Origin of the sequence: Providencia rettgeri (genome assembly GCF_023205015.1) — a bacterium.
In the GTDB taxonomy this organism is placed as follows: Bacteria; Pseudomonadota; Gammaproteobacteria; order Enterobacterales; family Enterobacteriaceae; genus Providencia; species Providencia rettgeri_E.
Window position 1 is genome coordinate 3399979 of the sequence record NZ_CP096258.1, and the last position, 26826, is coordinate 3426804.

Consider the following 26826-nt stretch of genomic DNA (forward strand, 5'->3'; position numbering starts at 1 on the left):
ACATTCGCCAACCCTAGTCACATACTTGTGTATGCCCCTAGGGATTGGCTTTTTTGCCACACGGCACTAAGACTTTGAACTTCTTTTTTGAATTGTTCTACTTTGAATCAACGTCTATTTCACTTCCAGTGCCGCAAATTTCTCACGGATCATCTCTTCGGGTAGGTCTATACCAATAAACACCAAGACGCTGCGGCGTTGTTCATCAACTTCCCAATCCCTATCCCAATCTGCGCTATAAAGACGCTGAACACCTTGGAACAATAGGCGTTTTGGCTCATCGACAATAGAAAGGATGCCCTTATAACGCAGCAAATTATCTGCAAAGCTAAGCAATAGATCTTCCATCACTTGAGAAACGGCCATCAGCTCTACAGGATAATCAAATTCGAGAACAATCGAGCCCACTTCATTTTGCTGCTTAGGAGCAAAACGGAATGTCGGTTGTTTGACATTCAGTTGCGAATCCAATAAAAAGCCTTCGATGTCCAATAATAAATTCAGGTCGATATCACCGTGAATAACGGGGTAAATCGGTGCTCTTGCATTAATTCGTTGTAAACGTTCAATTAAAGCTTCGTTATTTGGCTCAATATCCGTTTTAGTCAATAAAATGCGGTCTGCATAGCCAATTTGCGCTTGAGCAATGGCGAAATCATTCAGTTGTTTATCCGCATGAACAGCATCCACTAGTGTAATAATACCGTCTAATACATAACGTTCACATAAGACTTCATGGGAAAAAAAGGTTTGCGTGATGGGGCCGGGATCTGCCATACCCGTGCATTCAATGACAAGACGGTCAAAATCTAATTTTCCATTATCAAGGCCATCTAATAGGTCTAATAAGGCATTTTCTAATTCATTCGAACGACTACAACAAATACAGCCATTACTTAATGTGGTAATTTGTGTCGCACGATCACCAATTATTGCGTTATCAATGGGGACTTCACCGAACTCATTTTCAATTACTGCGATTTTATGGCCATGCTCAGCATGAAGAATATGGCTAAGGAGAGTTGTCTTACCAGCACCGAGAAAACCGGTTAAAATTGTTACGCTAATAGGTTTCATTATTTCCCTCACACTTCATTGATTAACAGCAGCGAAATCCGCCTTTACCACTACCACCATAACGTGCATCTTGCCTTTCGCGAAAAAACTCTTTGTATGTCATCAAAGGTTTATCTGGGTGATTATCACTCATATGCTGTACATAGGTATCATAATCAGGAATACCAATTAACATTCGTGCTGCTTGTCCAAGGTATTTTCCTGTTTTGCCGAGATTTCCAAACATCAGGCTCTCCAATACAAATGCCCTACATCATGATGTACACAATGTAGGGCGACCTTTCATTTACTGAACACCTTTAGATGTTCAAATTCGTTGAAGGGTGACTTAATGTGAAGATGAAACTTTCACGCCCTCTTTAGGTACAGGAACATAAGGTGTTTCTTTGTCTGTACGCTCTGGGTTTTTGTGTGCTTTCATCCCAACACGGATACCGTAGAAAATGATACCGTAGACAACCACTAAGAATAGAATACTCAGGCCTGCGTTGGTGTAGTTATTAATAATAATGTGATTCATATTAGTAATTTCTTGTGCAGTTAATTCTGCACCACCTGCCGCAATCTTATCTTTATAAGATTTCGCTAAGTATAAGAACCCTTCCAGTTGTGGGTTATCACTGAATAATTTCAGTCCCAATGCCCATGTTGTACAGATTAATAGCCAGACCGCAGGTAAGACAGTCACCATAATGTATTTACTGCGTTTCATCTTAATCAATACAACTGTACTTAAGACTAAAGCAACCGCGGCTAACATTTGGTTCGAGATCCCGAACAGAGGCCATAGGCTCTTAACACCGCCCAGTGGGTCAACAACGCCTTGATACAATAAGTAACCCCATAACCCAACACAGCCTGCTGTACCGATGATACCTGCAACCAGTGAATCGGTTTTCTTCAAGAACGGAACAAAGTTACCTAATAAATCTTGCAGCATAAAGCGGCCAGAACGGGTTCCTGCATCCAATGCGGTTAAGATAAATAGAGCTTCAAACAGAATACCAAAGTGATACCAGAAGCCCATATTTGCCGCAGGCATGATTTCATGGAAAACATACGCAATACCTACTGCTAATGTCGGCGCACCACCTGCACGGTTTAACACCGACGGCTCACCAATATCTTTAGCTGTTTGCATGATTTGTTCAGGTGAAATCACAAAGCCCCATGAACTCACTGTAGCAGCTGCATGAACAGATACATCTTTGAGCTGAGCCATGATAGCTGCGCCATCTGGGCCACCCAACTCATGCAAGTTAGGCATTGTAATACCCAACGCTGCCGGTGGTGTATTCATTGCAAAATACAGACCTGGTTCGATAATAGAAGCCGCTACCAGTGCCATAATCGCAACAAATGACTCCATTAACATTGCGCCATAACCGATGTAACGCGCATCTTTTTCGTTTGCTAATAACTTAGGTGTGGTACCTGAAGAGATTAACGCATGGAAACCGGATACCGCACCACAAGCGATGGTAATAAATAAGAATGGGAATAGAGTACCTTTCCAAACAGGGCCGGAGCCATCAACAAATTGCGTGACTGCTGGCATTTTTAATTCAGGGTTTAGAATAACGATACCAATCGCTAAACCAACGATAACCCCAATTTTCAGGAAGGTCGCTAAGTAGTCACGAGGCGCTAAAATCAACCATACAGGTAATAATGCTGAAATAAACGCATAACCCACTAACGCATAAGTGATCGTCGTGTCTTTGAATGTCAGTGCTGGGCCCCAGTATGGGTCGTGAGCAATCACGCCACCAAACCAAATGGAAGCCACTAAGAGAACAATACCGATAACAGAAACTTCACCTACGCGTCCCGGCCGGATATATCGCATATATATCCCCATAAACAATGCGATAGGCACCGTTGACACAACGGTAAAGACACCCCATGGGCTTTCTGCCAAGGCTTTCACCACAATCAATGCTAATACAGCAAGGATAATGATCATGATTAGGAAGCACCCAAAGAGCGCCAGCGTTCCCGGAATCGGGCCAAGCTCCTCTTTAACAATTTCCCCTAATGATGCACCATTACGGCGTGATGAAATAAATAACACCATGAAATCTTGCACCGCACCGGCTAACACAACCCCAGCTAGTAACCATAAGGTACCGGGTAAATAGCCGACTTGAGCTGCTAAAACGGGCCCGACTAATGGCCCAGCCCCTGCAATCGCGGCAAAGTGGTGACCAAATAGAACGTTTTTATTTGTCGGAACATAGTTTAGCCCATCATTGTTAATGACGGCAGGGGTCGCACGTGTTTCGTCCAGCTTCATTACTTTCTTAGCAATATATAAGCTGTAATAACGATATGCGATGAGATACACCGCCACAGAAGCGACAACAATCCACAGCGCACTAATGTGCTCACCGCGTCTGAGTGCAACAACCCCTAAACAGACTGCACCGATTATCCCGAGGATCATCCACGGAATGTGCTTTAAAATACCATTTTTGTTCATAGAACACCCTTCTGAGGTAAAACGAACATGCCATTGATTTTGTATTAACCACCTTAAAAAATGATATCGCTGTGTTTTCGTTGCTTATCATTTATCGTGATGGCTTTTTAATTGGCAGTGGTTGAACTGTATTAAATCTAAAAATTGAGCTCTGCCATGGTCTATATGGTATGAAATTACACACCGCAAATGATTAAAGTTAGGCTAAGTGGTGACATAGGGAATTAAGCGGTTTGTTTTTTACTTTGAATGGTTTTCAGGGGGAATAAATGGAGCTAAAAATGTGATCTATATAACTATTTCAATTTGTTTTCAATAAGTTAAAAATTTAGGCTAATATAGTCAAAATGAGTATTATTGTGAATAAACCTAACTAATATCGTAAAAGCCTAAAATTAATTCAGCTAAAACTATATAATATCGATGTACTATATTAGCGTGTAATTGTTGTCCAGTTACCACCAACCCACCAACTGTGTTCACCGTCTGTTTGTATTTCACATCCGATACCCACTTTCGCTTTTCCTGTTTCAAAGGGATACGCGCAATCATAAATTGCATCAATCACTATTTCTCCTGTTATTGCGTCTGCAAAACCGATTTTATCTTCTTTACGTATTCGATATACCCCATCTTGCGCTTCATCAGGCCAATTATCAAAATAATAAAGTTGATAAATTTCTTCTCCTTTCAGGTTAAAAACTGCCGAACCTCCATTAAGTGATTCGCCTAAGCAATATTTGAATGAAGCTTCCGGCGAAAAACATTCAATTTTATCTTTTTCATTCGATAACCATAAGCTAAATTGTTGCTCCAGATTTTGCGCTGTTGATAAAACAGATATGAATCCTAGTGACATTAAACCCACTACATAATAAATCCTCATAACTCTCCTTACTCTACTTTACGCCTAATAGGTGATAAGAAGCTAGGCCTATCTACTTTGCTTCTATTGAATACTTGCTTAATAAAGATAGCGGATATCCTTTTCAGTGAAACTAGGAATAACGGTAAATAACGTTCTATATAAGAATAATCTCAAGACTAAATTTGAGTCGGTAACTAAAAAAATGACGAAGTAACATGCCATAGCAATTTATCAAACCAATTTATCCACATAGAAAACATGATCAAGATTAATTTAAGTGTTAATGATTTCTAATTAATTGGCGTTTTTATCACACACCGTAGTTATTCGTAACACTTTCCCCCCTCGCACCAGGATAGTGTGATATTTAGCTACAAGTTATGTATAAATATTAATTTCAGAATATTAAACTTTTTAAACGCAAAGATAACACGAATCTAAGCATATAAAACCAAAAACCAATCAATGATATCACTTAAGCCAATAAAAAAACACATAACCCATTGAAATAAATATCAATTAACAATTAGAAATCAATTAAAAAAACAGAAATTTGCATTTTCCACCTGTTTGACAACTTATATGAGTATTATTAATATTATCCACGTTCTCTGGTGAGTCAGTATTCACCAAATAAACATGACTACATTTTAAAATTAAGTTTTTTGTGACGAAGTTTATTATTTATCAAATAGCCAATATTAATAATATTATTTATTAATAGGGTTATTTAAATAATAAATCCGACTTTCAAATATTAATTTAAAAACTAAAAGTCAATCTTAAATATAAAATTTTAAACATCTATTAATTTAAAAACTACATTCAGTTTTATCACATACTTAGGAATAATGATTATGAAATTTAATAAACTTGCTTTAATTGGTGCATTAACTGTTGCGACTCTTTCTTCTCAAGCTTTTGCAGCACAAGATGCAACTGTTAACTTTAATGCCCGTTTAGTTGCTGCAACTTGTGACATTAGTGCGTCTAAAAGTTTAATTAGTTTAGGAACACACTCAAACAGCAATCTTGATACTACCAAAGCATTATCTGAATCGAATTTTAACTTAGTTTTAAATAACTGCACTAAAGTATATGACGCTGATAACGGTGACAATGCAACTACAAATGCAACAAGCGTATCTATCTTAGCGACTGGTGAAACATTAACAGGCCATTCAGACATGTTTGCTGATGCTCAAGCATCACAAATCGGTGTTAAACTAGCAGCTGGTAAAGCGAAAACAGCAATGACGCCTAATGCAGCAACTGAAATTACAGATATAAAAATCACAGGTACAAATGATTATATCGTACCAATCGTTGCAAGTCTTCATGCTACTGCTGCTGATGCAGTCGCTCAAAACTTAAACGTACCTGTTACTTTTAGCGTAGCTTACGACTAATAAATTAGTTAATTATAGTCTACAATAAGTTTAGAGGATAAATCGGGTAGTACTAGTTTGCTACCCGCAATTTAAATTTAAATATAAGAGAAAAAAAATGAAAAAATTAAAATCTCTACTTTTTATCTTATTAACATTTTCATTTTTTGCTCAAGCGGGTGTCGGTTTAAGTCAAACCCGTATTGTAATTGAAGAAGCAACTAATTCCGCCTCTATTACTGCTCGCAATGAAGATAATAAAGCGTATTTAGTGGCCAGTTTTATTACACAACAGTTAGATAGCAAAACACCATCCGAAGGTTTTTTTGTTATTACCCCTTCTATTTTTAAATTAGAACCTAAACAACGCAATGTCATTAAAATAAAAGCAATTTCGCAAAAATTCCCAAAAGACCGAGAAAGTATGTATTACTTTCACTCTAGAAATGTTCCTGAATCCAGTAAAGCTGATGGTGTAAAGGTGGGATTAGAAAGTGTGATTAAAATTTTTTATCGTCCTGCTAATTTGTCTATGCCCCAAGAAGATGCATTTAAAAATATAAAAGTAACCCAAGCCGCTAATGGAGTTAAGTTAATCAATAACTCACCTTACTATGTTAACCTGGCAGGGCTAACCGTTAATAAAAAGTCAATCAAACTGAATAAACAAAATAATGTCATTTCCCCTTTCTCTGAAATGACCATCACAAGCCAGAGCAAAACCGGGTCAGTAAAGTGGGCCGTCATCAACGACTTGGGTGGATATAATGAGTATCATGGGATCGTAGAGTAAAAGTATATTTGTGCTGGTCAAGCGATATTGTTCAACTTAGTGATGACACTCAGCAGATACATATTATTCAAAATCAAGTTAAAATCAGTGGTATCTATACAATTTAATTGTGATATTTTTTCGAAACAGAAGATACAACTAAAACGGGTTTTTCACTTGAATCCTGAGATAAAAACAACCAAAATTAACAGATAGTGAGTAATTAAGGAAACTTCTACCTTTCCTTCAATAAGCAAAATATTAGTTATAGAGTTAGTCTAGTGAAACGTAACAATAATGTTAAACCAGACATTTGGGATATTATCAGGATTGATAGACATGAAAAAAATAAAACAGTTATTACTGACTACTCTGATGGTGTTCATGTATTACCCTGCAATGGCGTCAGATGACTATAGCGTACACTACGAATTTTCTGTTTTATTTTTAGCTAAAACTTGTGAAATTGACGTTCCTAATGAAATTATATTGGGTAATTCATCAGGAGTGACGACAGTCAATGAAATTAAAAATGATACAGTTTCAAAAAACTTTCCTATTGGCTTAAGAAACTGTACCAGCACGGATCAAACAACAGCCGTCGTGTATTTAGCATCTGGAAATACCTTAACAGGCAGTAATAATTTCTTTAATGATGACCCTAATGGGGTGATTGGCGTACAATTATTAGATGGAACTCGTGTTATTAGTGTTAATCAAACGCCATTAGCCAAGCCAGATGCATCATCAATTATTTGGGATAACATAAAAACCAGTAGTGAAACAAAAGTGGTCAATGCTAAATTGCGTTGTGCCAAAACAGATTGTGAGCCAGATGAAGGTGATTTTTCTGCAACCTTAACTATTGGTTATTACGCCGATTAATAATTTATGCGGACATGACATGAAAAAAATAATTCAAGCCATTTTAGCGACATTTTTTGTATCTCAAAGTGCATTTTCAGCGGTATCACTCGACCATTCTCGAGTCATATTTACTCAAGATGATAAAAGCCAAAGCATCACAGCATACAATAGCGGTGGAAAAAAATACTTATTACAAAGTTTAATTTTCTCAACGTTAGAAAGTGAAAATACACCGAGCGAAAATTTTACGATTATACCGCCGATTGTAAAACTTAAAGAAAACTCAAATACTGCACTAAAAATCATTCCTAAATCATTAGCTTCTCTCCCTAATGATCAAGAGTCCTTGTTTTATGTAATGACCAATTTCATTCCTGAGTCTAAACAAAAAAATAATGATGACAATGATAAGGTAAATACACGATTTAATTTATCAACCAAAATAGTGATAAAAATGTTTTACCGTCCGAATGGAATTGAAGGGCACGTTAATGACTACATTAATAAATTAACAGCGACTCAATCAGGAAATAAAATTATTATCAAAAATCCATCTCCTTATTATTTCACTTTAGTTAACATAAAAATGGATAAAGTGTCTTACGAAAGTGACAGAGCACCAATGGTCGCACCATTTTCTTCCATTGAATTGCCTGCAAATAATAAAGTTTCTCAAATAGAATGGGATATTATTAATGACTATGGCGGAGAAACTAAAGTTGAACCAATTGCATTAAAAGGTACACAAAAATGATAAAAAATAGTCTTCGCGCCCTCTGGTTTTTTATTTTTATTTTTCCACTTGTTGCAGTGGCAAATGGTCAGGCTGGATTTGATTTCGTATTAAAACGTTATGTTTATAACGAAAGTGATTCTGGTGGTATCAATATCGATATGACTAATGGAAATGCGGATAGTTACTTAATGGAGGCTTGGATTTCCAATGTCGATGAAGAAACTTTGCTTCCTAAAATTGATAACACAAATGAACGAGTACCATTTATTATTTTGCCTCCACTAAAAAAAATGGACGCAAATACACAAAACTCTTGGAATATTCGTCGAATTAGTAATCAAGTCAATGGCGTAACTCTCCCTAACGATCGGGAAAGTTTATTTTGGATTGGTATAAGAGCAATCCCGAGTGAAGAAAAAAAACAAAAAAGAAAATAGCATTAATTTGAATATTGTCCCTAATTTCTACTTTAAACTATTGTACCGACCTAAAGAAATTGAAGAGTTAAAAACAAGTCAATTAGCAAAAGAAGTTAAACTTTCTCGCAAAGGAAATACTTTAACAATAGAGAATCCCACACCATTTTATTTAACATTCGATTATTTAAAAGTCGCTGGTAATATGATTAAAAATGGAGAAAGAGAAATAACTCTAGTGCCTTTTTCTACTCAGGAAATTACCTTAAAAAGTTCAAATCTAGGAAAAATCGAATGGCGTTTTACCGATGAGTATTTACTGGAATTACGTAACGAATCTATTGAGTGAACTTGAAAAATATAACATTCGGCAACAATAAATAACAAAAGGTGATGCAGTGAAAGGGATGAAATTAAACATAATTGCATTAGAGGTTTTTCTTTGCTGCTATGCAATGGCGCCCTCTTTCTCGCCTGCCGAATCATATTTTGACCCAGGCTTATTAATGCATGGGAGCGGGATTGATGTTTCTCAGCTCGATTTAAATGACTTTGCCAATAGCAATACTCTAACGCCGGGTAAATACGATGTCATGGTGAATGTCAATTTGATCCCTTCCGGGGAATTCAATATTGCCTTTGATAAACAGCCCGATGGTCAAATTATCCCTGTATTTACCGTGGGTGAGCTGAAAAAACTGGGGGTGAATACCTCTGCATTACCTAAATTAAGAGATCTTGGCGAAGAGGTTAAGATTGCAAAACTGTCGGACTATATTGCCGATGCGACTATCACGTTTGATGCTCAAACATTAACCGTGAATTTATCCGTACCACAAATTGCCATGGTGCCTAATTTCGCAGGCTATATTCCCCCTGAATTACGTGATGACGGTGTGACTGCGTTAGTCATGGACTATGTCTTTAACTACAGTAATAACCGTCAGTTAGCTCAACATAACCAAAAATCCAGTACCAATGATTCCCTATTTGCTAACTTAAATGCAGGGATCAACGTGGGGGCATGGCGCCTGAGAACCAGCTACCTGTACAACTACAGTAAAAGCAGTGGGGACTCAAGCAACAGTGATTCCAACTTCACCAACACGTATGTTTATCGCACCATTAACGCAATTAAATCTACCTTTCGCGCTGGTGAGATTTCAACAGGGGGCAATATCTTTGACTCCATTCCCATGAAAGGGGCAACGCTGAAATCTAACCCACAACTCGACCCTAGCAGCATGCAAGGGTTTGCTCCTGTGGTTGAAGGTTTTGCTAACACCAATGCCACCGTCACCGTGCGCCAAAACGGTAGCGTGGTTTACCAAACCTTCGTCGCACCAGGCCGTTTTATTATTCGTGATATCCCAGCCAGCGGGTTGGCGGGGGACATGGAAGTGACCGTGGAAGAAGAAGATGGCAAACAAACTGTCTTCACCCAAGCCTACTCTTCACTGCCTATGATGGAGCGCCAAGGTTCGTACAACTACGAGGTTTCTGCAGGACGCTACAATGGCGGAATAACGGTGGACTCTGAGCGTAAAACCTTTGCACTCGGTTCATTTAGTGTTGGTCTACCTCATAATATCACCACCTATGGTGGGTTACTGGTCTCTAACGGCTATAACTCAGTGGTGGGCGGTATTGGCTTGTCTCTGGGCGTGCTTGGGGCGCTGTCCACGGACATTACGCATTCCGATGCCAAATTCTCAGGGAAAAACCTAAAAGGGCAGTCTTACCGTATTCGTTATTCGAAAAGCTTGCTCTCTACGGGAACCTCCTTTGACTTGACGGCGCTGCGTTATACCACCGAGAACTTCTATTCTTTCTCGGATTACAACAACGCGGGTTATGAGTTGAAAGATGGCTTGGCGCCTTGGACGGGCTCACGTCAACGTTACAGTTTCCAGACATCCATCAGCCAATCCTTTGATTCGTATGGCTCCTTATCACTGAGAGCCTCGAAAAATACCTATTGGGGAGGGCAGAGCTCTAATACCTCCGTTGGATTGTCCTATAACAACAACTTCCGAGGTGTTTCTTATAGCTTGGCCTACATGGTTGACCGCGTGAAAAGCTACAACAACAGCTGGCCAGAAAACCGGGTGGTGTCGTTCGATGTGTCGGTACCGTTGAGCCTGTTAACCAACAGTGAAATGGCGCAAACCATGAGTGCCCGTTACGGAATAAGCGTAGATAACCACGGTGATACACGCCACCAAGCAGGTTTAACTGGCAGTGCGATGAGTAACCGCTTCAGCTACGGCTTGTATCAAAACTATGACAGCCGAAACAGCAACTACGGAGGCAGTGTTAACGGGACGTATTCCGGTAATAACGCCACGTTATCTGCGGGTTACAGCTACTCCGATACGAATCGCGCTATGAATGGAACACTCAGTGGCGGGTTAGTTGCGCATTCTGATGGCGTGACATTAGCCCCGAACGTTGGGGACACCATTGCTATCATTACCGCGGATGGCGCAAAAGGTGCCGCATTAACCATGGGCGCACAATTTGACCGCTTTGGTAATGCCGTGATCCCTCAGTTAGCCAGCAACACGGCTAACCAAATCGCGGTTAACGTTAATACATTACCGGATGATACGACATTTAAAGATACGTCCATGATGGTGTACCCAACAGAAGGTGCGGTGATTAAACGTCACTTCAGGACCAAAGTGGGTTATCAAGCAATGATTAACTTATCGAACACTGGGAAAATGCCTCCGTTTGGCGCAATAGCCACATTAATTACAGAAGACAGTGACGATAGCGATATCAACACCGGTATTGTCGGCTCAAATGGGCAGCTATACATGAGTGGATTACCGGATTCAGGGCGTATTCGCATTCAATGGGGAGGCAAAGCAGGCCAATGTACAGTGAATTATTCGGCATTAGAAAAAATAGCCGTCACTGCGGACTCTCCAGTGAGAACATTAAATACACAGTGCCAATAATAAGCATTACGGGATGATTTGGTCCCGTTTAATAAATGAAAACATGTTAAGTGGTCACTTTAAAATAATCGAAGCAAGCAGCTATTACGACAGTATTGATGGGGCATTTTAAGTAGAGTAAATCATCGTTATTATCTTAATAGACAAGCGCTCACTCAATTAAAGTGAATGAGCAAAACCTTATCAAAATCAACCAGAAACGCACACTGTATTAGCGGTTTTTTTAGCCATATCTAATGCACTTTCAATAGAATCAGCAATCGCCAAAGCAACACCTAGTCGGCGAGTTCCTGCTATTTCCGGTTTACCAAATAACCGTAATTGAGTATCTGACCCTAATGCTGTACCTATATTGGAAAAAACGACATTTTGACTATGTAAATTGGGTAAAATAACAACTGAAGCGCTCGGCCCATATTGGCGAATTATACCTATTGGGAAACCAAGAAATGCACGAACATGTAAGGCAAATTCAGATAAACTCTGTGAAATAAGAGTCACCATCCCCGTATCATGTGGGCGAGGTGAAACTTCATTAAAAATGATATCGTCACCACACACGAATAATTCAACACCAAATATTCCATATCCCCCCAAAGAGGTAACAATTTTCTCAGCAACGTCCTGCGCTTTTTTCAATGCAACCTCACTCATGTACTGTGGCTGCCAAGACTCACGATAATCCCCTTTTTCTTGTCGATGCCCCACTGGTGCACAAAAGTGAATACCATCTACCGCATTGACCGTTAACAATGTGATTTCAAAGTCAAAATTGACCATTTTTTCAACAATAACACGTCCCTGCCCTGCTCGCCCACCTTGTTGTGAGTAATCCCAAGCCTGATCTAATTCATCTTGAGAACGGATCACACTTTGCCCCTTACCTGATGAACTCATCACGGGCTTAACAATACAAGGAAAACCAATTTTCGTTGCCGCGGTGACAAAATCAGGTTTACTATCCACAAATTGGTATTCTGATGTTGGTAGCTTCAGCTCTTCTGCGGCTAATCGGCGGATCCCCTCTCTATCCATAGTCAGAACAATGGCTTTCGCAGACGGGACCACTTTTTGCCCTTGCTGTTCAAGTTCCATTAATACCTGTGTCTCAATCGCTTCAATTTCAGGTACAATAATATCGGGTTTTTCAATTGAAATGACTTGCTTCAGCGCTTCGCCATCAAGCATGTTTATCGTATAACTACGGTGCGCAATATGCATTGCAGGTGCATTATCATAGCGATCAACGGCAATAACTTCGATGCCCAACCGTTGACACTCAATCGCCACTTCCTTGCCTAACTCCCCAGCACCTAACAACATCACTTTTGTTGCTGATTTACACAGTGCAGTACCTAATTGATTCATAATTGATGCCCCTACCGACAAAAAGTTAATGCCAATTATATACGCAATCGTTTGCTTTTACTATCAAGGATAAAAGACCACAAAACAACAAACTCATAAGTACTTGATAATAATATCAATAAATTAATCTAGTGGTGTTTTATCACGCCCTGTAATAAAGGGTTCTTTATGTGAAAATTTAATATATTGTTTGCGTAAAATAGCGAACACACAAAACATTAAACCAATCCAGATAAGTGAAAAACTGATGCCTTTAACCCAATCAAATAGCTCATTAAATAAAAATACGGCTAATAAAAATTGAATTGTTGGTTCTATATATTGTGCCAATCCGATCACCGTTAATGATGTTCTTTTAATTGCAGCTGTAAAAAAGAGCAACGGAATTATCGTAACAGGAGCGGCCAACATATAAAGAATTTTGATTTGCCAATCGCCTTGTGCTACTTCACTTAAACCATTAGATACTAACCACCACGTGATCGCTATTGCGATAGGAAGTAGCCAAAGTGCCTCTAGAAATAAAGACGTAATCACATCAAATCGAATAAATTTACGAATTAACCCATATATCGCAAATGCACTCCCCATAACTAACGCTAAAATAGGTAACTCGCCATACTGCCAAATTTGGTAACCAACCCCCGCACAAATAAAAATAACAGCCATTTTTTCTGCGAGAACAAGCCGTTCGCGAAGAAACAAAACCCCCAGTAAAATAGAAAATAATGGATTAATAAAATACCCAAGGCTAGCGGCTAACACCTGCCCATGAGTTAATGCGTAGGTAAATGTTGTCCAAGATATCGCCATCACCGACGAACTAAATAAACAGAGGATTATCGACCGTTTATCAGACCATACCTGACGCCACAAAGATTTGTTTTTAATAATTAAGCGAACAAAAAAAAGTATCGGTACAGACCAGATAAGACGTTGTGCAAGCAGCTCTAAAGGTTCAGCACCGGGAAGTAAACGATAAAATAATGGTGTTATTCCCCATAAGATATAGGAAAAAATAGCAAGAGCTACTCCCGAACGAAGCAACATAATTTATCCACAATACGATCTGATTAAATAATATTAGCTTCGTATCATACGCCAAAATGCAGAAAATAAAACTTCTTAGAAACAACGATTTATTGGTAACTCAAAAAATCAATTGAATAGCAGTTTATTAGGTTTAATTTTCTCAACAAAATTAAAAAGAATCACGTTCTAATAAATCGCAAGCAACATATTCAACACAATTTTGCTGCCGTTCCTCTATGATATGCAAAGCGGCTTGTTGGCCTAACTGATAGTGCGGCAACACAACTGTACTTAATGGTGGATAAAACAGTTCTCCAACACCTATCATATTATCATAGCCAAGTACTGCAATATCTTTAGGGATACGCAAACCATGACTAAGCAGTACTTGATAAGCTAAAAAAGCAATACGATCATTTCCACAAATAATGACATCAAAATCTGGTTTTTTATTATCAAAATGACTATTAATTAAAGCTATCACATCTAAATAGTGTTCATCACCTAACTCTAAATGGTATTGCTGAAGCGATGATAGCGGCAAATTAGCCTTTGTCCATGCAGACTCCACGGCTTCACGGCGCATTTTTCCAGCTAGAGTCTCTTGTGGAATATAAAGACAGAGAGGATTCCGATACCCTTTCTCTATTAAACGATTTACTGCATTAAATTGACCATTAAAATCATCTGGCACATAAGCTGGAAATTGCCCTTTTTTATCTATGCAATTAGCTAACACCAAACGATTATTATGTAATGCTTCAGGAATAGTCACTTCTCGAAGCCCCATTGTTGTATAAATAATACCATCTGGTCGCTGAGATAATAGTTGTCGGACAGCTCTTTCACTGTCTTCACTGGATGTAATATTAACAACAAAGCTACTCCAGCCAAATTGCCTCGCGGTTTGCTCTATGGATAGAATGATTTCCACAGAAAATGGGGTTGTTGCTGTATCCAGGGCCAAAACGCCAACTGTTGAAACCCGAGAACTTTTTCCTCTAATCTTTCGTGCAGAAAAATCAGGAATATAATTGAGTGACTCAATAGCTTGTTGGACCTGTTTCAAGGTTTCAGGTCTTAATAACTCAGGGTTATTAATTGACCGTGATACTGTCATTAATGAAACATTTGCAAGTCGCGCTACGTCTTTTAAAGAAGCCATTAAGTATATCCACTCATCAAAACTGGGTGAAAATAAATTCTAACATGTTAGATATAAAAAGTACTTAATCTTCGTCAATTCACAAGTTAAGTACAACCACCTAAGAAAATAGCATAAAGTGCACATCTAAGACTTTTTATGACTAATGTTTTAAGATACTATTGATTAGCTTTAACAGTATTTCTGTCTATCACATTATGCTAAAAAACACATTTAATAAGTAAATTCACCTAAAATGTTACACATCATTAATCGAATATTACTCAATGACACAAACTTTAACTATTGTTTCTATTTTTATATTAAATTTAACTAGATGATGTTTTTAATATAAATTAATGTCGGTAATACATTATAAAAAAAACAACGATCAGTAGAAAATATTATTGTGAAATTTAAATTTCACTTTATTTATCTACGTATTTTATCAGATTGATATGAATATCAAATCAGTTTAACAGGAGTATGGTGATGAATAACACCATTCATGTAATTGTAGAAAGTGATAATGTCTTTAAGAATAAACTGAAATTAATGATGGAATCTTTTGGCTTTACCTTTAGATTTTATAATAATGAAGAAGTGTTTGTGAGTAATTATACTTACCCTAATGAAGATAATGTAAAAGAATGCATTTTATTATTCTTAAACAATGATGAAAATCGTATTAGGCGATTAACCAATATAAAGAATTCATTTGGTATTGTTCCCTTCATTGTGCTTGCCGAAGAGCCTTCAGTCAGTTTGTGTCGAGAGAGTTTCAAAGCTGGAAGTTTTGACTTTTTTCCCTTTCCTTTCAAGGAGGTTGAAATTTTAAACTCCATAAATAGTGCAACGGAATTGTTTTTAAGCTTGCATGAAAAGCATAAGAAATAAACTCATCTCTCTGATAAGTTTAACCGTCTTTCAGTTAGGGAAAGAGAAATTATGGATATGATCTTAGAGGGCAATACAAGTAAAGAAACAGCTGAAAAGCTGTCTTTATCACCACGAACTGTAGAGGTTCATCGCTCCAACATTTATACAAAATTAGGTATTAAATCGCTACCACAACTTATTCAAGAATACGAATACATCAACACTTATCCTAAATATTTTTAATTCATATGATATGTTTACTTTTTTATAGCGTTATTATTTCTGATGGTTTTATTCTAAACCATCAGAAGTTAATTATATGAGGGATACGAAATATACTATATTTTAGATAAGTATAGATTAAAGTTCTGTCAGTTCTGAAATAAAATTTTATCTTCATATCTGATAAACAACAGCTTCACTCTATTATTGATAAAAAATCAAGTAACTTGATAATTCGAATAGGAATAATAACTGCTAATACTTACAAGATAAAATAATATTTTTTTGGGTTATTGAAATACGATTTAAGATAAAATGTTTTCTATCACACCATTTTTTAGTAAGACAATAACCTTTCTCGCTCCTATTCACCCATCATAAATCTAAAAAAAAAAGCTAAAAACAACATACTGCTTTACCAAATCTCTGCATAATGAGCATCGTTTTCATTTTCTTTTCTCGATACATCAAGTAACGATATTAGCAGGTAGGTTATGCTTTATTTATCTATTGGCTATTTTTCAAAATGTTGGTATGTCTTGCGCGCTTCGCTATTTTTGCTTTATTGTTGCCCACAAAAATATGCGAAAGCGCTATTTTTTTATTTTTCAAAACACATGAGAGAAGCTATTTGTAGTCTTTAATATTAATTTCGTATTGCTTTAATTTGCGCCATAACGTTGTCCGTCCCATATTGAGGACTTTATGCATTTGCTGAATTTTACCTTTACAAGCTTGCGCAACTTCAATAATCAACGCTTTCTCAACTGAGTGAATATCCAAGTTAGCGAATCGTTGCTCTTGCTTATCGACCTTAAAATTCCCTTGTTCATAATAGTGAAATTTCAATTTTTCACTCACTTCTCTTGCTAAAGATTGCGTAAGCGCAAACAAAACATTGCAACAATTCTGAGTTGAAGATATAGCGACAACTAATACCGTCTCACCTGTGTGTGAATACACTGGCGCTAAATAATAAAAAATTCCATGTAGCTCAATTGGAGCTGCGTATAACCTAACTTGTGCTCCACAAGTTAAATTCTCTGATAACAAGTTTGCTATTTCAAAATTACCGCTAAACTCATTACTAAGCCAAAGCGTTTTTCCATCAGTACTAATTAGGGAACTACAAATATTGTTATCATGTAATGAGGCCAATCCATCCTCAATGGTTGTATAAGCAAGCTTCACGATATTTCCGTAATCATATGAATTATAATTACTTTTTATTACAGGTGTTGTAGTTGGAAATGTTAAATGGGTTGACATAGTTATCCTTATTCTTCGATAAGAGTTATCTGATTATGTCAACTTACCATTTAATTTTTATATTCTAGATCAAGTTATTAATTGATAGATTTAAAACCATTGATCCACATCAATTTTATAATTAAAAGCAGTATATCAATGTGCTAAAAAACAAAATGGCTAACTTAATTTACCTAAGTTAGCCACATAGACTTTTAGAACGCTTTCATCAAATTACGAAGTAACGATACTCCCCCACAGATCATATTCATCTGCATGCTCAACGAATACTTTCACTATGTCTCCTGCGCTAACTCCAAATTCACCATTAAGATAAACCATACCATCAATTTCTGGTGCATCAGCCATACTACGGCCAATCGCACCTTCATCATCAACCTCATCAATAATAACCAAAATTTCTTTACCAATTTTATCTTGTAATCGCTGTGTAGAAATTTGCTGTTGTAATTGCATAAAACGATGATAACGTTCTTCTTTAATCTCTTCAGGGACTTGATCAGCTAACTCATTCGCTTTCGCACCTTCGACAGGACTATACTTAAAGCAGCCCACTCGATCTAACTTAGCTTCTGACAAGAAATCTAATAGCATTTGAAAATCTTCTTCTGTCTCACCAGGAAACCCCACAATAAAGGTTGAACGCAAAGTGAGTTCAGGGCAAATTTCACGCCAACGTTTAATGCGCTCAAGTGTTCTTTCAACAGCACCAGGGCGTTTCATTAATTTTAAAATTTTGGGACTTGCATGCTGTAACGGAATATCTAAATAAGGTAAAACTTTGCCTTCTGCCATCAATGGAATGACATCATCAACATGTGGGTAAGGATAAACATAATGTAAACGCACCCATACCCCCATTGAAGCAAGTTGTTCACATAACCCCACCATGCTGGTTTTTACAGGTTGCCCATCCCAAAAACCTGTTTTATTTTTAACATCAACACCATATGCAGAAGTATCTTGCGAAATAACCAGTAGCTCTTTTACGCCTGAAGCGACCAAACGCTTAGCTTCATTTAACACATCACCGATTGGGCGGCTATCTAAGTCCCCTCGCATAGAAGGAATAATGCAAAAAGTACAACGATGATTACACCCTTCCGAAATTTTTAAATAAGCATAATGTTTCGGTGTCAGTTTTACCCCTTGTTCTGGGACTAAACTCAAGAAAGGGTCATGTTCTGGCTTTGGAACATAGTGGTGCACATGGTTAAGTACCTGCTCATAGCTATGTGGGCCGGTGATCTCCAATACTTTTGGATGCACTTCACGAATTTGGTTCTCTTTCGCACCAAGGCATCCTGTCACAATCACTTTACCGTTTTCATTCAGTGCTTCCCCTATCGCTTCTAACGATTCCTGCACTGCACTATCGATAAATCCACAGGTATTCACAATGACTAAATCAGCATTATCATAGCTTGGAACCACTTGATAACCATCTGTGCGTAATTCAGTTAAAATACGTTCTGAATCAACTAGGTTTTTTGGGCAGCCAAGAGAGACGAAACCAATTTTTGGTACCGGATTAGTATTTTGCGACATAGCTCACTTCTTTTATTGTGTTATAAATATTGTTTTAAAAAATGGGCGAAATTTTACCTGAAGAATAGCGGGAATTGTATAAATTTTTATCAAAAATAATCTGTATTTAGGGCTCAAATAGGAAATGGAAATCTTGCTGATATAGGCGATTTCTACAAAGCACTCTTGTAAAAATCACCTAAAAAATATCAATCAACGATTCACTGAACGAGCAATACGTGAATACGTGTGCCGAACGCCTCGGATCACAATACTATAGTTTAAAATATTCTCAGGTAATGCAATTCCGTTATATCCTGAATCACCAATGTGGTGTAAATCTGTCCCAGCCATTTTGCACATTAATGCAATTTGCCGAATAGTTTGCAGATCTGCACCTTCTTGAGAAGTGCCAATCGCCGTCATTGTCATCACACCTTGAGAGTGACAATAACCCACCATTTTTTGCACAAATTCTAACGAGATCCCAGGGACCGTTCCCGGTGCTGGGAGCAAAATGATATCTGCACCACTGTTAATAAAAGTACGAATATCATCTTCTGTGATGAGTTGCTCAGCCGAGGCATTCAAAACCCCCGCAGCGTGCATTTTTCCTGTGATAAGCACAATATCTTCACCCACAACAGCTTTAAGCTCTTTAAGACTCTGGTTAATTTCCTGATTAGTGACGCCATTTCCAGGGTTTCCCGTTAAAACAATGATATCTGCGCCCATTTCTTTTAATTTCAGGGCATTTTTTACTGTTGCTAATCGCCCTTCTGACATTTTCCACTGCGCATCTTGTGTCGGATTATTAAAGCCCTCAGGTACAGGCTCTAAATTAACACCGATTGCTCGTCCCGTTAAACGCTTAAGTGTGCGAATGATTTCCTCAGGTTCAACCCCTTCGGGCAGACCTTGCATAATCGGTTGATTAACATCAAAAACATTCAGCAACAGGATATCGGCACCTTGGCTTGCGGCTAATTCAGCATTCGTCACTGTCATTAATACGGGTTGAATTGTACCTATGGTTTCAGAAACCAAAATTCGCCCTTCACTTGCTTTAATTGATTCTAATAGGTTCTTTTTATTGAGTTTTGCAATTTCTGAAGCAGAGCAATCAAGATAACGTCGTTGCATGGCTATACCTTTATTTTCAACAAAATGAATGATGTGTTCTTTCGCAATAAAATTCACACCTTCAAAATATATCATGTAGACAATAATAAACTGCCTAATAGAACACATTATTACCAAGTTATTTTTTAAAGAATAATAACTTTTTATAACGCTTAGATTTTTATATAAAAACAACCCTTTTTAGCGGCGAGTCATTTACTTATCGTAAATTACCACTTGTTTTTTAGTAATAGTAATGATTATCATTACAGCTCTATATCACTTATGGTAAGGACGAAAATAATGAAACTCGCCTACAAAGCTGCTGTTTCAGGTCTCGCGTTGTTTTCAATCTCTGCATTAGCTCAAGAGTACCCTCTCGGTCACCCTGTGATCAAAAACGGAATGGAAATCCAAGGTGTTTATCTACAACCCATTACAATGGATACCGAAGAAGGCCATCATGCGATGTCTCACTTAGCGGCTGATAAAGCAGATGTCCACTTAGAAGCAGATATCCACGCGGTTGAAGATAACCCAAATGGCTTCGCAGAAGGTGATTGGATCCCTTACCTAACCATTGAATATTCGGTGACCAAACTCGGTGACAAACCACAAACTCAAACGGGCACATTTATGCCTATGGTAGCCAGTGATGGTCCTCATTATGGGGAGAACATAAAATTAGATGGCAATGGTAAATACCGTGTCACCTATAAAATTTATCCACCATCACACAATAAAGATGTCGCCTTTGGACGCCATATTGACAAAGAAACGGGTGTGGTACCTTGGTTCCAACCTTTCGAAGTCTCTTGGGACTTTGACTACGCAGGTGTTGGCCGTAAAGGTAGTTACTAATTTTAATCGAAATTAGCTAAGGGCTTAACCAAGGACATTTTCTTGCGTAAGCCCTTTTTTGTTTGTACTTATTAAAGGATAAACCAAGCCAAAATGAAAACATTACTGAGTTTTTTACTGGTTATCGTTTGTACAATAATTCCCCTATCTTCATTAGCGGCCGAAAAATACACTGTCGAATTAGAAATGAAAAATGGTGATCTCATCCCACGTGTTCTGGAAGTCCCCGCAAAAACGATTATCCGAATCAAAATTACCAATACAGGCACTGAGCCCGCAGAATTTGAAAGCATTCAGTTAAGAAAAGAAAAAGTTTTAGCACCTGGAGCAAGTTCAGTTGTTGTTATCGCCCCCCTAAAACCCGGTACCTATTCTTTTTTTGATGACTTTCACCTTTCTCACCCCAAAGGCGAGATCATTGCGAAATAAAAGGATTTAATATGGGACAAGTTCTATTTGTTGTTTGGCGTGAAAGCTTTGAGGCGCTACTTGTCATTGGCATTATTTATGCGTGGATTAAACGCCACCCTGACGCACAAAATGGTATGAAATACCTTTGGGCTGGCGTCGCTATCGGGGTTATTACCTCCATCTTACTCGCACTTCTGATTTATGGCGTATTCAATGTCCTTGATGATACGGGGCAATCACTGTTCATGATTTTTATGGAATTACTCGCCTGCGTTCTGATTGTCCAAATGGTGTATTGGATGAACAAACATGGCAGCTCAATGAAATCAGAAATTGAATCAGGAATTAGCCGTAATGCTGCTCATCATAACTGGTGGGGAGCCGCATTGATTATAGCCATTGCCATCGCCCGTGAAGGGAGTGAGATCGTCGTCTTTTTATCTAGCTTTATTATGTCACTCACTACATCTAATGCGTCGGCTTTCTTTATCGAGGTAGGTGGTGGGATTGCAATTGCAGGCCTTACACTTTATATCTTCTTATTAACAAATCGCTTAGTTTCGTGGTCTATCTTCTTTAAAGTTACAGGGGTTATTCTATTATTCCTCGCATTATCTCTGTTACTTAAAGGTGTAGAAGAAAGTGCAAACTTACTAATCGAATATGATTTTACTATCCCTGATTTTTTAATTTACCCCGCTTGGGATACAACTGTATTTCTTGATGATTCTGGTATCGCTGGCAATTTTATCTCTTCCTTCTTTGCTTATCGTTCACAACCTATTTGGCTCAGCGTCATTACCTTTGTCCTTTATTGGGCTATTGTGATCCCATTGTTTGCTCGGAGCAAACAAAATGTCTAGCTCACTGAGACGGAATATCAAATGGATATCTTTTAGCTTAATATTCAGTGTTTCGCTGCCTACTTTGGTTCAAAGTAAAGCACTGAGATCCCCTGTGCAAACAGGGGATAACATCATTATTGCTAAAGGGGATATACCTACTCCAGAAAAATATCAACATGCAATCCAAACCTATCTAATCTTTGCTAATACTGAGCTGGCAAAAATGGTCACACAGTTGGAATTATTGCAACAGAGTTTACAGCAAGGAAAGCTACAACAAGCTCAAACTGCGTATATTCAAGCTCACCAGCACTATGAAACCGTGCGCCCTATCATTATTTTATTTGGTAATACAGATAGGACAATTAATCCAAGAGCCGATTATTTTCTCGATAAAGAAACCGATTACCGATTTACAGGGTTTCATCTTGTTGAGTACCAATTATTTAAGCAAAAAAATGCAAAACTTGCTTTAGTCGCAAACCAAGAGCTATTACTCAAAGGGCGTGATTTATATAAACGAGTAGCAACCGAAACCATTGAAATACCAAAGCTCTTACAAGCCTCAGCTGATTTTATTGAAATGATCTTAGAAACGAAATTGGGTGGTAAAGAAAATATCTACAGTTTGTCTGATTTAACTGATATTGCCGCTAATTTAAAAGGAATCACAAAAAATCATTGAGATTCTTAAGCCTTTTATCACGCCAGAGACACTTCAAAAGATACAGAAAAATGACCAACTGATTAACCAAATAATGCAGCCATATCAAGCTTCAGATACCACATATCAACCTTATAGCCAATTACAATTAAAAGACAAAATGGCGCTTTATTCATTACTCACTCAGCAAGCTGAAACCTTAGCGAAATTACGTGCTGAGCTCGATGTCGATGTTTACTATAAATATTAAGGCATATATTTATGCAAGCTAAACTAAGAAGTATATTGCAAACCAACGGAATGTCTCGGCGTAATGCCCTAAAAATGCTCGCAGTTAGTAGTGCCGTTTTGGCAGCCCCAACATTAAAAGCGCAAGGGAAAATCGCCAATTGCCAACTCTCCTATGACAAAACAATTAATTATATTGGGCTGCATCAAGCTGGTGTTTTAACGCCTGAACCCAAAAATGCCACCTTTGTCGCATTTAATATCACGGCGAATTCCGTGGAAGAATTACAGACTGTGTTTACTTTACTAACTCAACGTATTGCTTATTTAACCCAACCCCAAAAAGAGTCTTTAATCAATAATGATAAAATGCCTCCCGCAGAGTCAGGTATTCTTGGAACACAACAACAACAACCCGACTCACTGACCATCACCGTTGCTTTAGGAAATTCTCTTTTTGATAACCGGTTCGGCTTAAATAAAATTAAGCCTAAACATCTTAGTGAAATGACCAGTTTCCCTAACGATCGACTAGAACAAAAATGGTGTGGTGGTGATCTCCTTTTGCAAATATGTGCGAATAGCCAAGAAAGCGTTATTTATGCATTACGTGATATTCTACGGCATATTTCTCCTTACAGCTTTCCCCTCTGGAAAATCGACGGTTTCTTACCCGCACGAGACATTGATAACCACTCAACTCCTATCAACCTTTTTGGTTTTAAGGATGGGACAGGAAATGCGCCTGCCGATGACAATTCGTTAATGAACGAATTAATATGGATAACAAAAGGTAGCCAAGAACCATCTTGGTGCGACGGAGGGACATACCAAGCAGTACGCCTTATTCGCTTTAATTTAGAGTTTTGGGATAGAACACCATTAGAAGATCAAGAAAATGATTTTGGCCGACATAAAGACTCAGGAGCACCCATCGGCATGAAAAATGAGCATGATGATCCTGAGTTTGAAAAAGATCCTCATGGTGACCGTATTTTATTTGATTCCCATATGCGCCGTGCAGAGCCTCGTAACCCTGAACGTTATACCGCAAAACTAAGGCGAAGAAGTTATAGCTATTCACTGGGGTTAACCGAAACAGGAACTCTCGATATGGGCTTAGTTTTTGTCTCTTTTCAACAAAATTTAAAGACAGGCTTTATTGACACTCAAAAACGGCTCAATGGTGAGCCACTTGAACGTTATATTAAGCCTTTTGGTGGAGGGTACTATTTTGTATTACCTGGAGTCCAATCGGCACAAGACACACTTGCTGAAAAAATGTTTACAGCCTTAAAACAAACTAGCTAATTATATTTATAAAATGGAAGCTCTTATTGCATTTGCCGTAAGGGCTTTATTCGAAGCGATATCACTTCTTTTTAATTAAACACAGTATTATTTTTTACGTTCCTTCACATTCGCTTCAACTTCCTACTTCTAGTCCTCTGGTATTGGCGCAACTATTTGTTTAGCTTCCACCACTTTATTTACAGCACGATAAGCCTTATCGTATCCGGTAGCATTTAAAGTTTTAACACCACTACTTTCTGTATACTTAGTAGTCATATTCTTATATTGATTTCGGGAAAACGATTAATTAAGAATAATTTTCCAATTCAATGCAAATAAGCAAATACATCTATGCCATTACTCTCTTAACCAAATACCATTTTCTCTTACTACATTAATTTCTTGAATAAAATGATTATACTTTCTATTTTCTGCAACAGAATTTGATGCAGCGCTTCGAGCCTGCTCCTGAACTAATTCTGTGATAGCATGGTGGAATTCTTGGTTTAATTCTTTATGAATATTCACATCATCGGTATTTTTTAACTGTGTAACTAACTGAATTAATTTTTCGGCCTTTACCTGTACATCCTCATTATCAAAAGTAACTGTTGGGATTCCGTACATAAATACCACATTGATAGAATCTGTAGCTTCATGATTAGCAGGATCCGGCAATAAATTTTGTCCGTATTCATTATCTAAATAGACAATTAATTCATGTTTATCAAAACACTTGGATTTAATATTTCCATCTAACTTATCATCATAAAGTGTAATTGAATCAGGAAAGTTTTCGCCAATCGGATAGCTACACCTAAATATATTTCCATCAATAAGCGTTGCATTAGAGCTGTGAACCGGTAGCTCAAGCTCATGTCCATTAATCGTAATGGGGTAACTCGCAGGTTTAAACCTATCTTCTTTGCCATCAATGGCATAAACTTCAGACAATGTGTAATAAACAAAATTATTTGGGTTAATAATACCGCCAGAGTTATTTTCAAAAACAAAAAAATCTGTCACATGACCTTCATCACTTTTTAACTGGTGTAACCCACTAGAAAGTAAAACTACCCCTTTATCATCGGGTAAAACGTCATAATCTTTACCATCTAGCGTAAACGTAATAGTGTTTTCACTTGGATTACTATAATAAAACTTGCCTTTACCACTTAAAAGATCCATATCATCACAAGCAGAAAGCAACATAACTGCAAAGACAAAACAGCTATATTTTAGTATAGTATTCATAGTGTTATTCCAAAACTTTTTAAAATTAATTTATTAACTAAAAACACCAGAGCTATCCATGATGCTCTTTAACATATTATTGTCGGTATTAGAGACCATTATTCAGTTATTCGAATAAAATAACTTTACGATAAATGCGATAATAACCAAACCTAGTGGATATATCTCATACGTTATTTTCACGCAATACTTTTAGCAATACCTGAAAAACCTCATTCATTAATGGTGTCGTTTGCTGGCTATTGCGAATTAAAGCGACTGTGCGCGTTAACTCAGGTTGTTGTAATTGCAAAACTTTCAATTCAGGGTCACGTAAATGTACAGTATAAAGCTGAGGTAAAATAGCAATCGCTAATTTCGAACGAACTAAGCCATATAAGGTTTCAATATAATCTACTTGATAACGAATATTTAATTTTAGTCGGTGACTTTCCACCGTAGCAGCAACTAAACGTTGAATATTTCCTTTCGAAAATACGGCAATATCACGATTATTTAGCAATTTCCACGGTAAGTGAAACGCATTAACAGATACAGGGTCATCATGATGAATAACGGCAACAAAAGGGTCATCCTGCAATGGAAAGATATTTAAATTTTGAGGCACTGAGCTATCTAACACACCAATGCCAAAATCAATTTCATGATTGATAAGCTTTTCCACCAAAGCGTCATTCGTTTGGTCATAAAATTCAATATTAAGCCTCGGAAAATATTGAGTTAATAATTCAGGTACTGCTGGAAATAGCAAAGAACTTACGGAAGGAACTAACCCAATACGTAATGTACCATCCCCTCCCTCTACGATGATTTTCTGAATTTCACTAAATGCACGGTGAGAAACACTCAGAATTTGCTGCGCATATGGCAAAATTGCAGCGCCTAGCTCCGTTAATGTTACGGATGAAGCGGTGCGATTAATTAACTTTCCTCCAATAACCGTTTCTATTTGCCGCAAAGCACTACTCAAAGCAGGTTGGCTCACCGCTAGACGATTTGCTGTCTCGGTAAAATGACGCAGTTTTGCTAATGTTACAAAATACTGCAGTTGTTTGAGCGTGAGTGCTGGCAGTCTCTGCCAAGGTTCTATCATAATAATGTACTTTTATTTTTATTGGGTTAGCCAATATATCTG

Annotated in this window: 27 protein-coding genes; 15 read left to right on the forward strand and 12 right to left on the reverse strand. The window is 37.7% G+C overall.

The genetic code is table 11. The features are described from left to right. Window positions 1-114: 114 nt before the first annotated feature. The 4 genes from yjiA to M0M83_RS15460 all read right to left on the reverse strand — a co-directional run bounded on the left by yjiA (window position 115) and on the right by M0M83_RS15460 (window position 4418). A complete protein-coding gene (gene yjiA / locus M0M83_RS15445; RefSeq protein WP_125891619.1) occupies window positions 115-1077 on the reverse strand; it encodes a GTPase in 963 nt (320 codons plus the stop codon). 22 nt (window positions 1078-1099) lie between these two features. Continuing rightward, on the reverse strand, window positions 1100-1303 hold the full coding sequence (locus tag M0M83_RS15450) for a YbdD/YjiX family protein (RefSeq protein WP_125891620.1): 204 nt from the start codon (window positions 1301-1303) through the stop codon (window positions 1100-1102). 102 nt (window positions 1304-1405) lie between these two features. Beyond that, the gene (locus M0M83_RS15455) at window positions 1406-3559 is read right to left on the reverse strand and encodes a carbon starvation CstA family protein (RefSeq protein ID WP_125891621.1); all 2154 of its coding nucleotides are present in this window, start codon (window positions 3557-3559) and stop codon (window positions 1406-1408) included. 433 nt (window positions 3560-3992) lie between these two features. Next, window positions 3993-4418, reverse strand: a complete 426-nt coding sequence (locus tag M0M83_RS15460; RefSeq protein ID WP_248468459.1) for a WG repeat-containing protein — start codon at window positions 4416-4418, stop codon at window positions 3993-3995. An 866-nt stretch (window positions 4419-5284) separates the two neighbouring features. On the opposite strand from M0M83_RS15460, the gene M0M83_RS15465 reads away from it, so the two are divergent. From M0M83_RS15465 to M0M83_RS15495, 7 genes are all read left to right on the forward strand, one after another. Further along, window positions 5285-5836: a fimbrial protein gene (locus tag M0M83_RS15465; protein WP_185746885.1), complete on the forward strand. Its 552-nt coding sequence runs from the start codon at window positions 5285-5287 to the stop codon at window positions 5834-5836. A 97-nt stretch (window positions 5837-5933) separates the two neighbouring features. Next, on the forward strand, window positions 5934-6608 hold the full coding sequence (locus M0M83_RS15470; RefSeq protein WP_125891624.1) for a fimbrial biogenesis chaperone: 675 nt from the start codon (window positions 5934-5936) through the stop codon (window positions 6606-6608). A 318-nt stretch (window positions 6609-6926) separates the two neighbouring features. Continuing rightward, the gene (locus tag M0M83_RS15475; protein ID WP_213913854.1) at window positions 6927-7472 is read left to right on the forward strand and encodes a fimbrial protein; all 546 of its coding nucleotides are present in this window, start codon (window positions 6927-6929) and stop codon (window positions 7470-7472) included. Window positions 7473-7491: 19 nt separating this feature from the next. Next, complete coding sequence (locus M0M83_RS15480; RefSeq protein WP_248466878.1) at window positions 7492-8208, forward strand: fimbrial biogenesis chaperone; 717 nt, start codon at window positions 7492-7494, stop codon at window positions 8206-8208. Further along, on the forward strand, window positions 8205-8627 hold the full coding sequence (locus M0M83_RS15485) for a fimbrial biogenesis chaperone (RefSeq protein ID WP_248466879.1): 423 nt from the start codon (window positions 8205-8207) through the stop codon (window positions 8625-8627). Before M0M83_RS15480 ends, M0M83_RS15485 begins: the two co-directional genes overlap by 4 nt. Continuing rightward, complete coding sequence (locus M0M83_RS15490) at window positions 8599-8955, forward strand: fimbrial biogenesis chaperone (protein ID WP_248466880.1); 357 nt, start codon at window positions 8599-8601, stop codon at window positions 8953-8955. The genes M0M83_RS15485 and M0M83_RS15490 overlap by 29 nt, the downstream gene beginning before the upstream one ends. A 58-nt stretch (window positions 8956-9013) precedes the next feature. Then, entirely contained in the window at window positions 9014-11572 is a 2559-nt protein-coding gene (locus tag M0M83_RS15495; protein ID WP_248466881.1) for a fimbria/pilus outer membrane usher protein, read from the forward strand. A 189-nt stretch (window positions 11573-11761) separates the two neighbouring features. Here the strand turns inward: M0M83_RS15495 and purT are convergent, their stop codons facing one another. The 3 genes from purT to M0M83_RS15510 all read right to left on the reverse strand — a co-directional run bounded on the left by purT (window position 11762) and on the right by M0M83_RS15510 (window position 15137). Next, the gene (gene purT, locus M0M83_RS15500) at window positions 11762-12940 is read right to left on the reverse strand and encodes a formate-dependent phosphoribosylglycinamide formyltransferase (RefSeq protein WP_213914287.1); all 1179 of its coding nucleotides are present in this window, start codon (window positions 12938-12940) and stop codon (window positions 11762-11764) included. A gap of 123 nt (window positions 12941-13063) precedes the next feature. Then, window positions 13064-13990, reverse strand: a complete 927-nt coding sequence (rarD, locus tag M0M83_RS15505) for an EamA family transporter RarD (RefSeq protein WP_125894004.1) — start codon at window positions 13988-13990, stop codon at window positions 13064-13066. A 151-nt stretch (window positions 13991-14141) separates the two neighbouring features. After that, on the reverse strand, window positions 14142-15137 hold the full coding sequence (locus M0M83_RS15510) for a LacI family DNA-binding transcriptional regulator (protein WP_248466882.1): 996 nt from the start codon (window positions 15135-15137) through the stop codon (window positions 14142-14144). A gap of 471 nt (window positions 15138-15608) precedes the next feature. Between M0M83_RS15510 and M0M83_RS15515 the strand changes: the two genes are divergently transcribed. Both M0M83_RS15515 and M0M83_RS15520 read left to right on the forward strand, forming a co-directional pair. Beyond that, complete coding sequence (locus M0M83_RS15515) at window positions 15609-16013, forward strand: hypothetical protein (RefSeq protein WP_248466883.1); 405 nt, start codon at window positions 15609-15611, stop codon at window positions 16011-16013. A 51-nt stretch (window positions 16014-16064) separates the two neighbouring features. Next, window positions 16065-16238, forward strand: a complete 174-nt coding sequence (locus tag M0M83_RS15520; RefSeq protein ID WP_248466884.1) for a LuxR C-terminal-related transcriptional regulator — start codon at window positions 16065-16067, stop codon at window positions 16236-16238. 606 nt (window positions 16239-16844) lie between these two features. Here M0M83_RS15520 and M0M83_RS15525 read toward each other — a convergent pair. From M0M83_RS15525 to M0M83_RS15535, 3 genes are all read right to left on the reverse strand, one after another. Further along, window positions 16845-17486 carry a helix-turn-helix domain-containing protein gene (locus tag M0M83_RS15525; RefSeq protein WP_248466886.1) on the reverse strand — a complete coding sequence of 214 codons (642 nt, stop codon included), beginning with the start codon at window positions 17484-17486 and terminating at the stop codon, window positions 16845-16847. A gap of 213 nt (window positions 17487-17699) precedes the next feature. After that, window positions 17700-19034, reverse strand: a complete 1335-nt coding sequence (gene rimO / locus M0M83_RS15530; protein WP_213914289.1) for a 30S ribosomal protein S12 methylthiotransferase RimO — start codon at window positions 19032-19034, stop codon at window positions 17700-17702. Window positions 19035-19226: 192 nt separating this feature from the next. Beyond that, window positions 19227-20156, reverse strand: a complete 930-nt coding sequence (locus M0M83_RS15535; protein WP_125893994.1) for a haloacid dehalogenase-like hydrolase — start codon at window positions 20154-20156, stop codon at window positions 19227-19229. 282 nt (window positions 20157-20438) lie between these two features. Here M0M83_RS15535 and M0M83_RS15540 point away from each other — a divergent pair, with 282 nt between their 5' ends. From M0M83_RS15540 to efeB, 6 genes are all read left to right on the forward strand, one after another. Beyond that, entirely contained in the window at window positions 20439-20996 is a 558-nt protein-coding gene (locus M0M83_RS15540; RefSeq protein WP_248466888.1) for an iron transporter, read from the forward strand. A 93-nt stretch (window positions 20997-21089) separates the two neighbouring features. Beyond that, window positions 21090-21425: a cupredoxin domain-containing protein gene (locus M0M83_RS15545; RefSeq protein ID WP_125893992.1), complete on the forward strand. Its 336-nt coding sequence runs from the start codon at window positions 21090-21092 to the stop codon at window positions 21423-21425. A gap of 11 nt (window positions 21426-21436) precedes the next feature. Further along, window positions 21437-22270, forward strand: coding sequence for an FTR1 family iron permease (locus M0M83_RS15550; RefSeq protein ID WP_213914290.1), 834 nt, complete (start codon window positions 21437-21439; stop codon window positions 22268-22270). Beyond that, window positions 22263-22937: an EfeM/EfeO family lipoprotein gene (locus tag M0M83_RS15555; protein WP_248466890.1), complete on the forward strand. Its 675-nt coding sequence runs from the start codon at window positions 22263-22265 to the stop codon at window positions 22935-22937. The genes M0M83_RS15550 and M0M83_RS15555 overlap by 8 nt, the downstream gene beginning before the upstream one ends. A 73-nt stretch (window positions 22938-23010) precedes the next feature. Then, window positions 23011-23166 carry a hypothetical protein gene (locus M0M83_RS15560; RefSeq protein WP_248466892.1) on the forward strand — a complete coding sequence of 52 codons (156 nt, stop codon included), beginning with the start codon at window positions 23011-23013 and terminating at the stop codon, window positions 23164-23166. A gap of 11 nt (window positions 23167-23177) precedes the next feature. Beyond that, the gene (efeB, locus tag M0M83_RS15565; RefSeq protein ID WP_248466894.1) at window positions 23178-24455 is read left to right on the forward strand and encodes an iron uptake transporter deferrochelatase/peroxidase subunit; all 1278 of its coding nucleotides are present in this window, start codon (window positions 23178-23180) and stop codon (window positions 24453-24455) included. A 339-nt stretch (window positions 24456-24794) separates the two neighbouring features. Here efeB and M0M83_RS15570 read toward each other — a convergent pair whose 3' ends face one another. Further along, the gene (locus tag M0M83_RS15570) at window positions 24795-25691 is read right to left on the reverse strand and encodes a hypothetical protein (RefSeq protein ID WP_125893985.1); all 897 of its coding nucleotides are present in this window, start codon (window positions 25689-25691) and stop codon (window positions 24795-24797) included. A gap of 166 nt (window positions 25692-25857) precedes the next feature. Beyond that, window positions 25858-26784, reverse strand: coding sequence for a LysR family transcriptional regulator (locus M0M83_RS15575; RefSeq protein WP_125893983.1), 927 nt, complete (start codon window positions 26782-26784; stop codon window positions 25858-25860). Window positions 26785-26826: the final 42 nt, after the last annotated feature.

Bases quoted from the DNA above. Each gene is read 5' to 3' on its own strand.
- yjiA (WP_125891619.1), bottom strand. From the start codon at position 1,077: ATGAAACCTATTAGCGTAACAATTTTAACCGGTTTTCTCGGTGCTGGT.
- M0M83_RS15450 (WP_125891620.1), bottom strand. From the start codon at position 1,303: ATGTTTGGAAATCTCGGCAAAACAGGAAAATACCTTGGACAAGCAGCA.
- M0M83_RS15455 (WP_125891621.1), bottom strand. From the start codon at position 3,559: ATGAACAAAAATGGTATTTTAAAGCACATTCCGTGGATGATCCTCGGG.
- M0M83_RS15460 (WP_248468459.1), bottom strand. From the start codon at position 4,418: ATGTCACTAGGATTCATATCTGTTTTATCAACAGCGCAAAATCTGGAG.
- M0M83_RS15465 (WP_185746885.1), top strand. From the start codon at position 5,285: ATGAAATTTAATAAACTTGCTTTAATTGGTGCATTAACTGTTGCGACT.
- M0M83_RS15470 (WP_125891624.1), top strand. From the start codon at position 5,934: ATGAAAAAATTAAAATCTCTACTTTTTATCTTATTAACATTTTCATTT.
- M0M83_RS15475 (WP_213913854.1), top strand. From the start codon at position 6,927: ATGAAAAAAATAAAACAGTTATTACTGACTACTCTGATGGTGTTCATG.
- M0M83_RS15480 (WP_248466878.1), top strand. From the start codon at position 7,492: ATGAAAAAAATAATTCAAGCCATTTTAGCGACATTTTTTGTATCTCAA.
- M0M83_RS15485 (WP_248466879.1), top strand. From the start codon at position 8,205: ATGATAAAAAATAGTCTTCGCGCCCTCTGGTTTTTTATTTTTATTTTT.
- M0M83_RS15495 (WP_248466881.1), top strand. From the start codon at position 9,014: ATGAAATTAAACATAATTGCATTAGAGGTTTTTCTTTGCTGCTATGCA.
- purT (WP_213914287.1), bottom strand. From the start codon at position 12,940: ATGAATCAATTAGGTACTGCACTGTGTAAATCAGCAACAAAAGTGATG.
- rarD (WP_125894004.1), bottom strand. From the start codon at position 13,990: ATGTTGCTTCGTTCGGGAGTAGCTCTTGCTATTTTTTCCTATATCTTA.
- M0M83_RS15510 (WP_248466882.1), bottom strand. From the start codon at position 15,137: ATGGCTTCTTTAAAAGACGTAGCGCGACTTGCAAATGTTTCATTAATG.
- M0M83_RS15515 (WP_248466883.1), top strand. From the start codon at position 15,609: ATGAATAACACCATTCATGTAATTGTAGAAAGTGATAATGTCTTTAAG.
- M0M83_RS15520 (WP_248466884.1), top strand. From the start codon at position 16,065: ATGGATATGATCTTAGAGGGCAATACAAGTAAAGAAACAGCTGAAAAG.
- M0M83_RS15525 (WP_248466886.1), bottom strand. From the start codon at position 17,486: ATGTCAACCCATTTAACATTTCCAACTACAACACCTGTAATAAAAAGT.
- rimO (WP_213914289.1), bottom strand. From the start codon at position 19,034: ATGTCGCAAAATACTAATCCGGTACCAAAAATTGGTTTCGTCTCTCTT.
- M0M83_RS15535 (WP_125893994.1), bottom strand. From the start codon at position 20,156: ATGCAACGACGTTATCTTGATTGCTCTGCTTCAGAAATTGCAAAACTC.
- M0M83_RS15540 (WP_248466888.1), top strand. From the start codon at position 20,439: ATGAAACTCGCCTACAAAGCTGCTGTTTCAGGTCTCGCGTTGTTTTCA.
- M0M83_RS15545 (WP_125893992.1), top strand. From the start codon at position 21,090: ATGAAAACATTACTGAGTTTTTTACTGGTTATCGTTTGTACAATAATT.
- M0M83_RS15550 (WP_213914290.1), top strand. From the start codon at position 21,437: ATGGGACAAGTTCTATTTGTTGTTTGGCGTGAAAGCTTTGAGGCGCTA.
- M0M83_RS15555 (WP_248466890.1), top strand. From the start codon at position 22,263: ATGTCTAGCTCACTGAGACGGAATATCAAATGGATATCTTTTAGCTTA.
- M0M83_RS15560 (WP_248466892.1), top strand. From the start codon at position 23,011: ATGCAGCCATATCAAGCTTCAGATACCACATATCAACCTTATAGCCAA.
- efeB (WP_248466894.1), top strand. From the start codon at position 23,178: ATGCAAGCTAAACTAAGAAGTATATTGCAAACCAACGGAATGTCTCGG.
- M0M83_RS15570 (WP_125893985.1), bottom strand. From the start codon at position 25,691: ATGAATACTATACTAAAATATAGCTGTTTTGTCTTTGCAGTTATGTTG.
- M0M83_RS15575 (WP_125893983.1), bottom strand. From the start codon at position 26,784: ATGATAGAACCTTGGCAGAGACTGCCAGCACTCACGCTCAAACAACTG.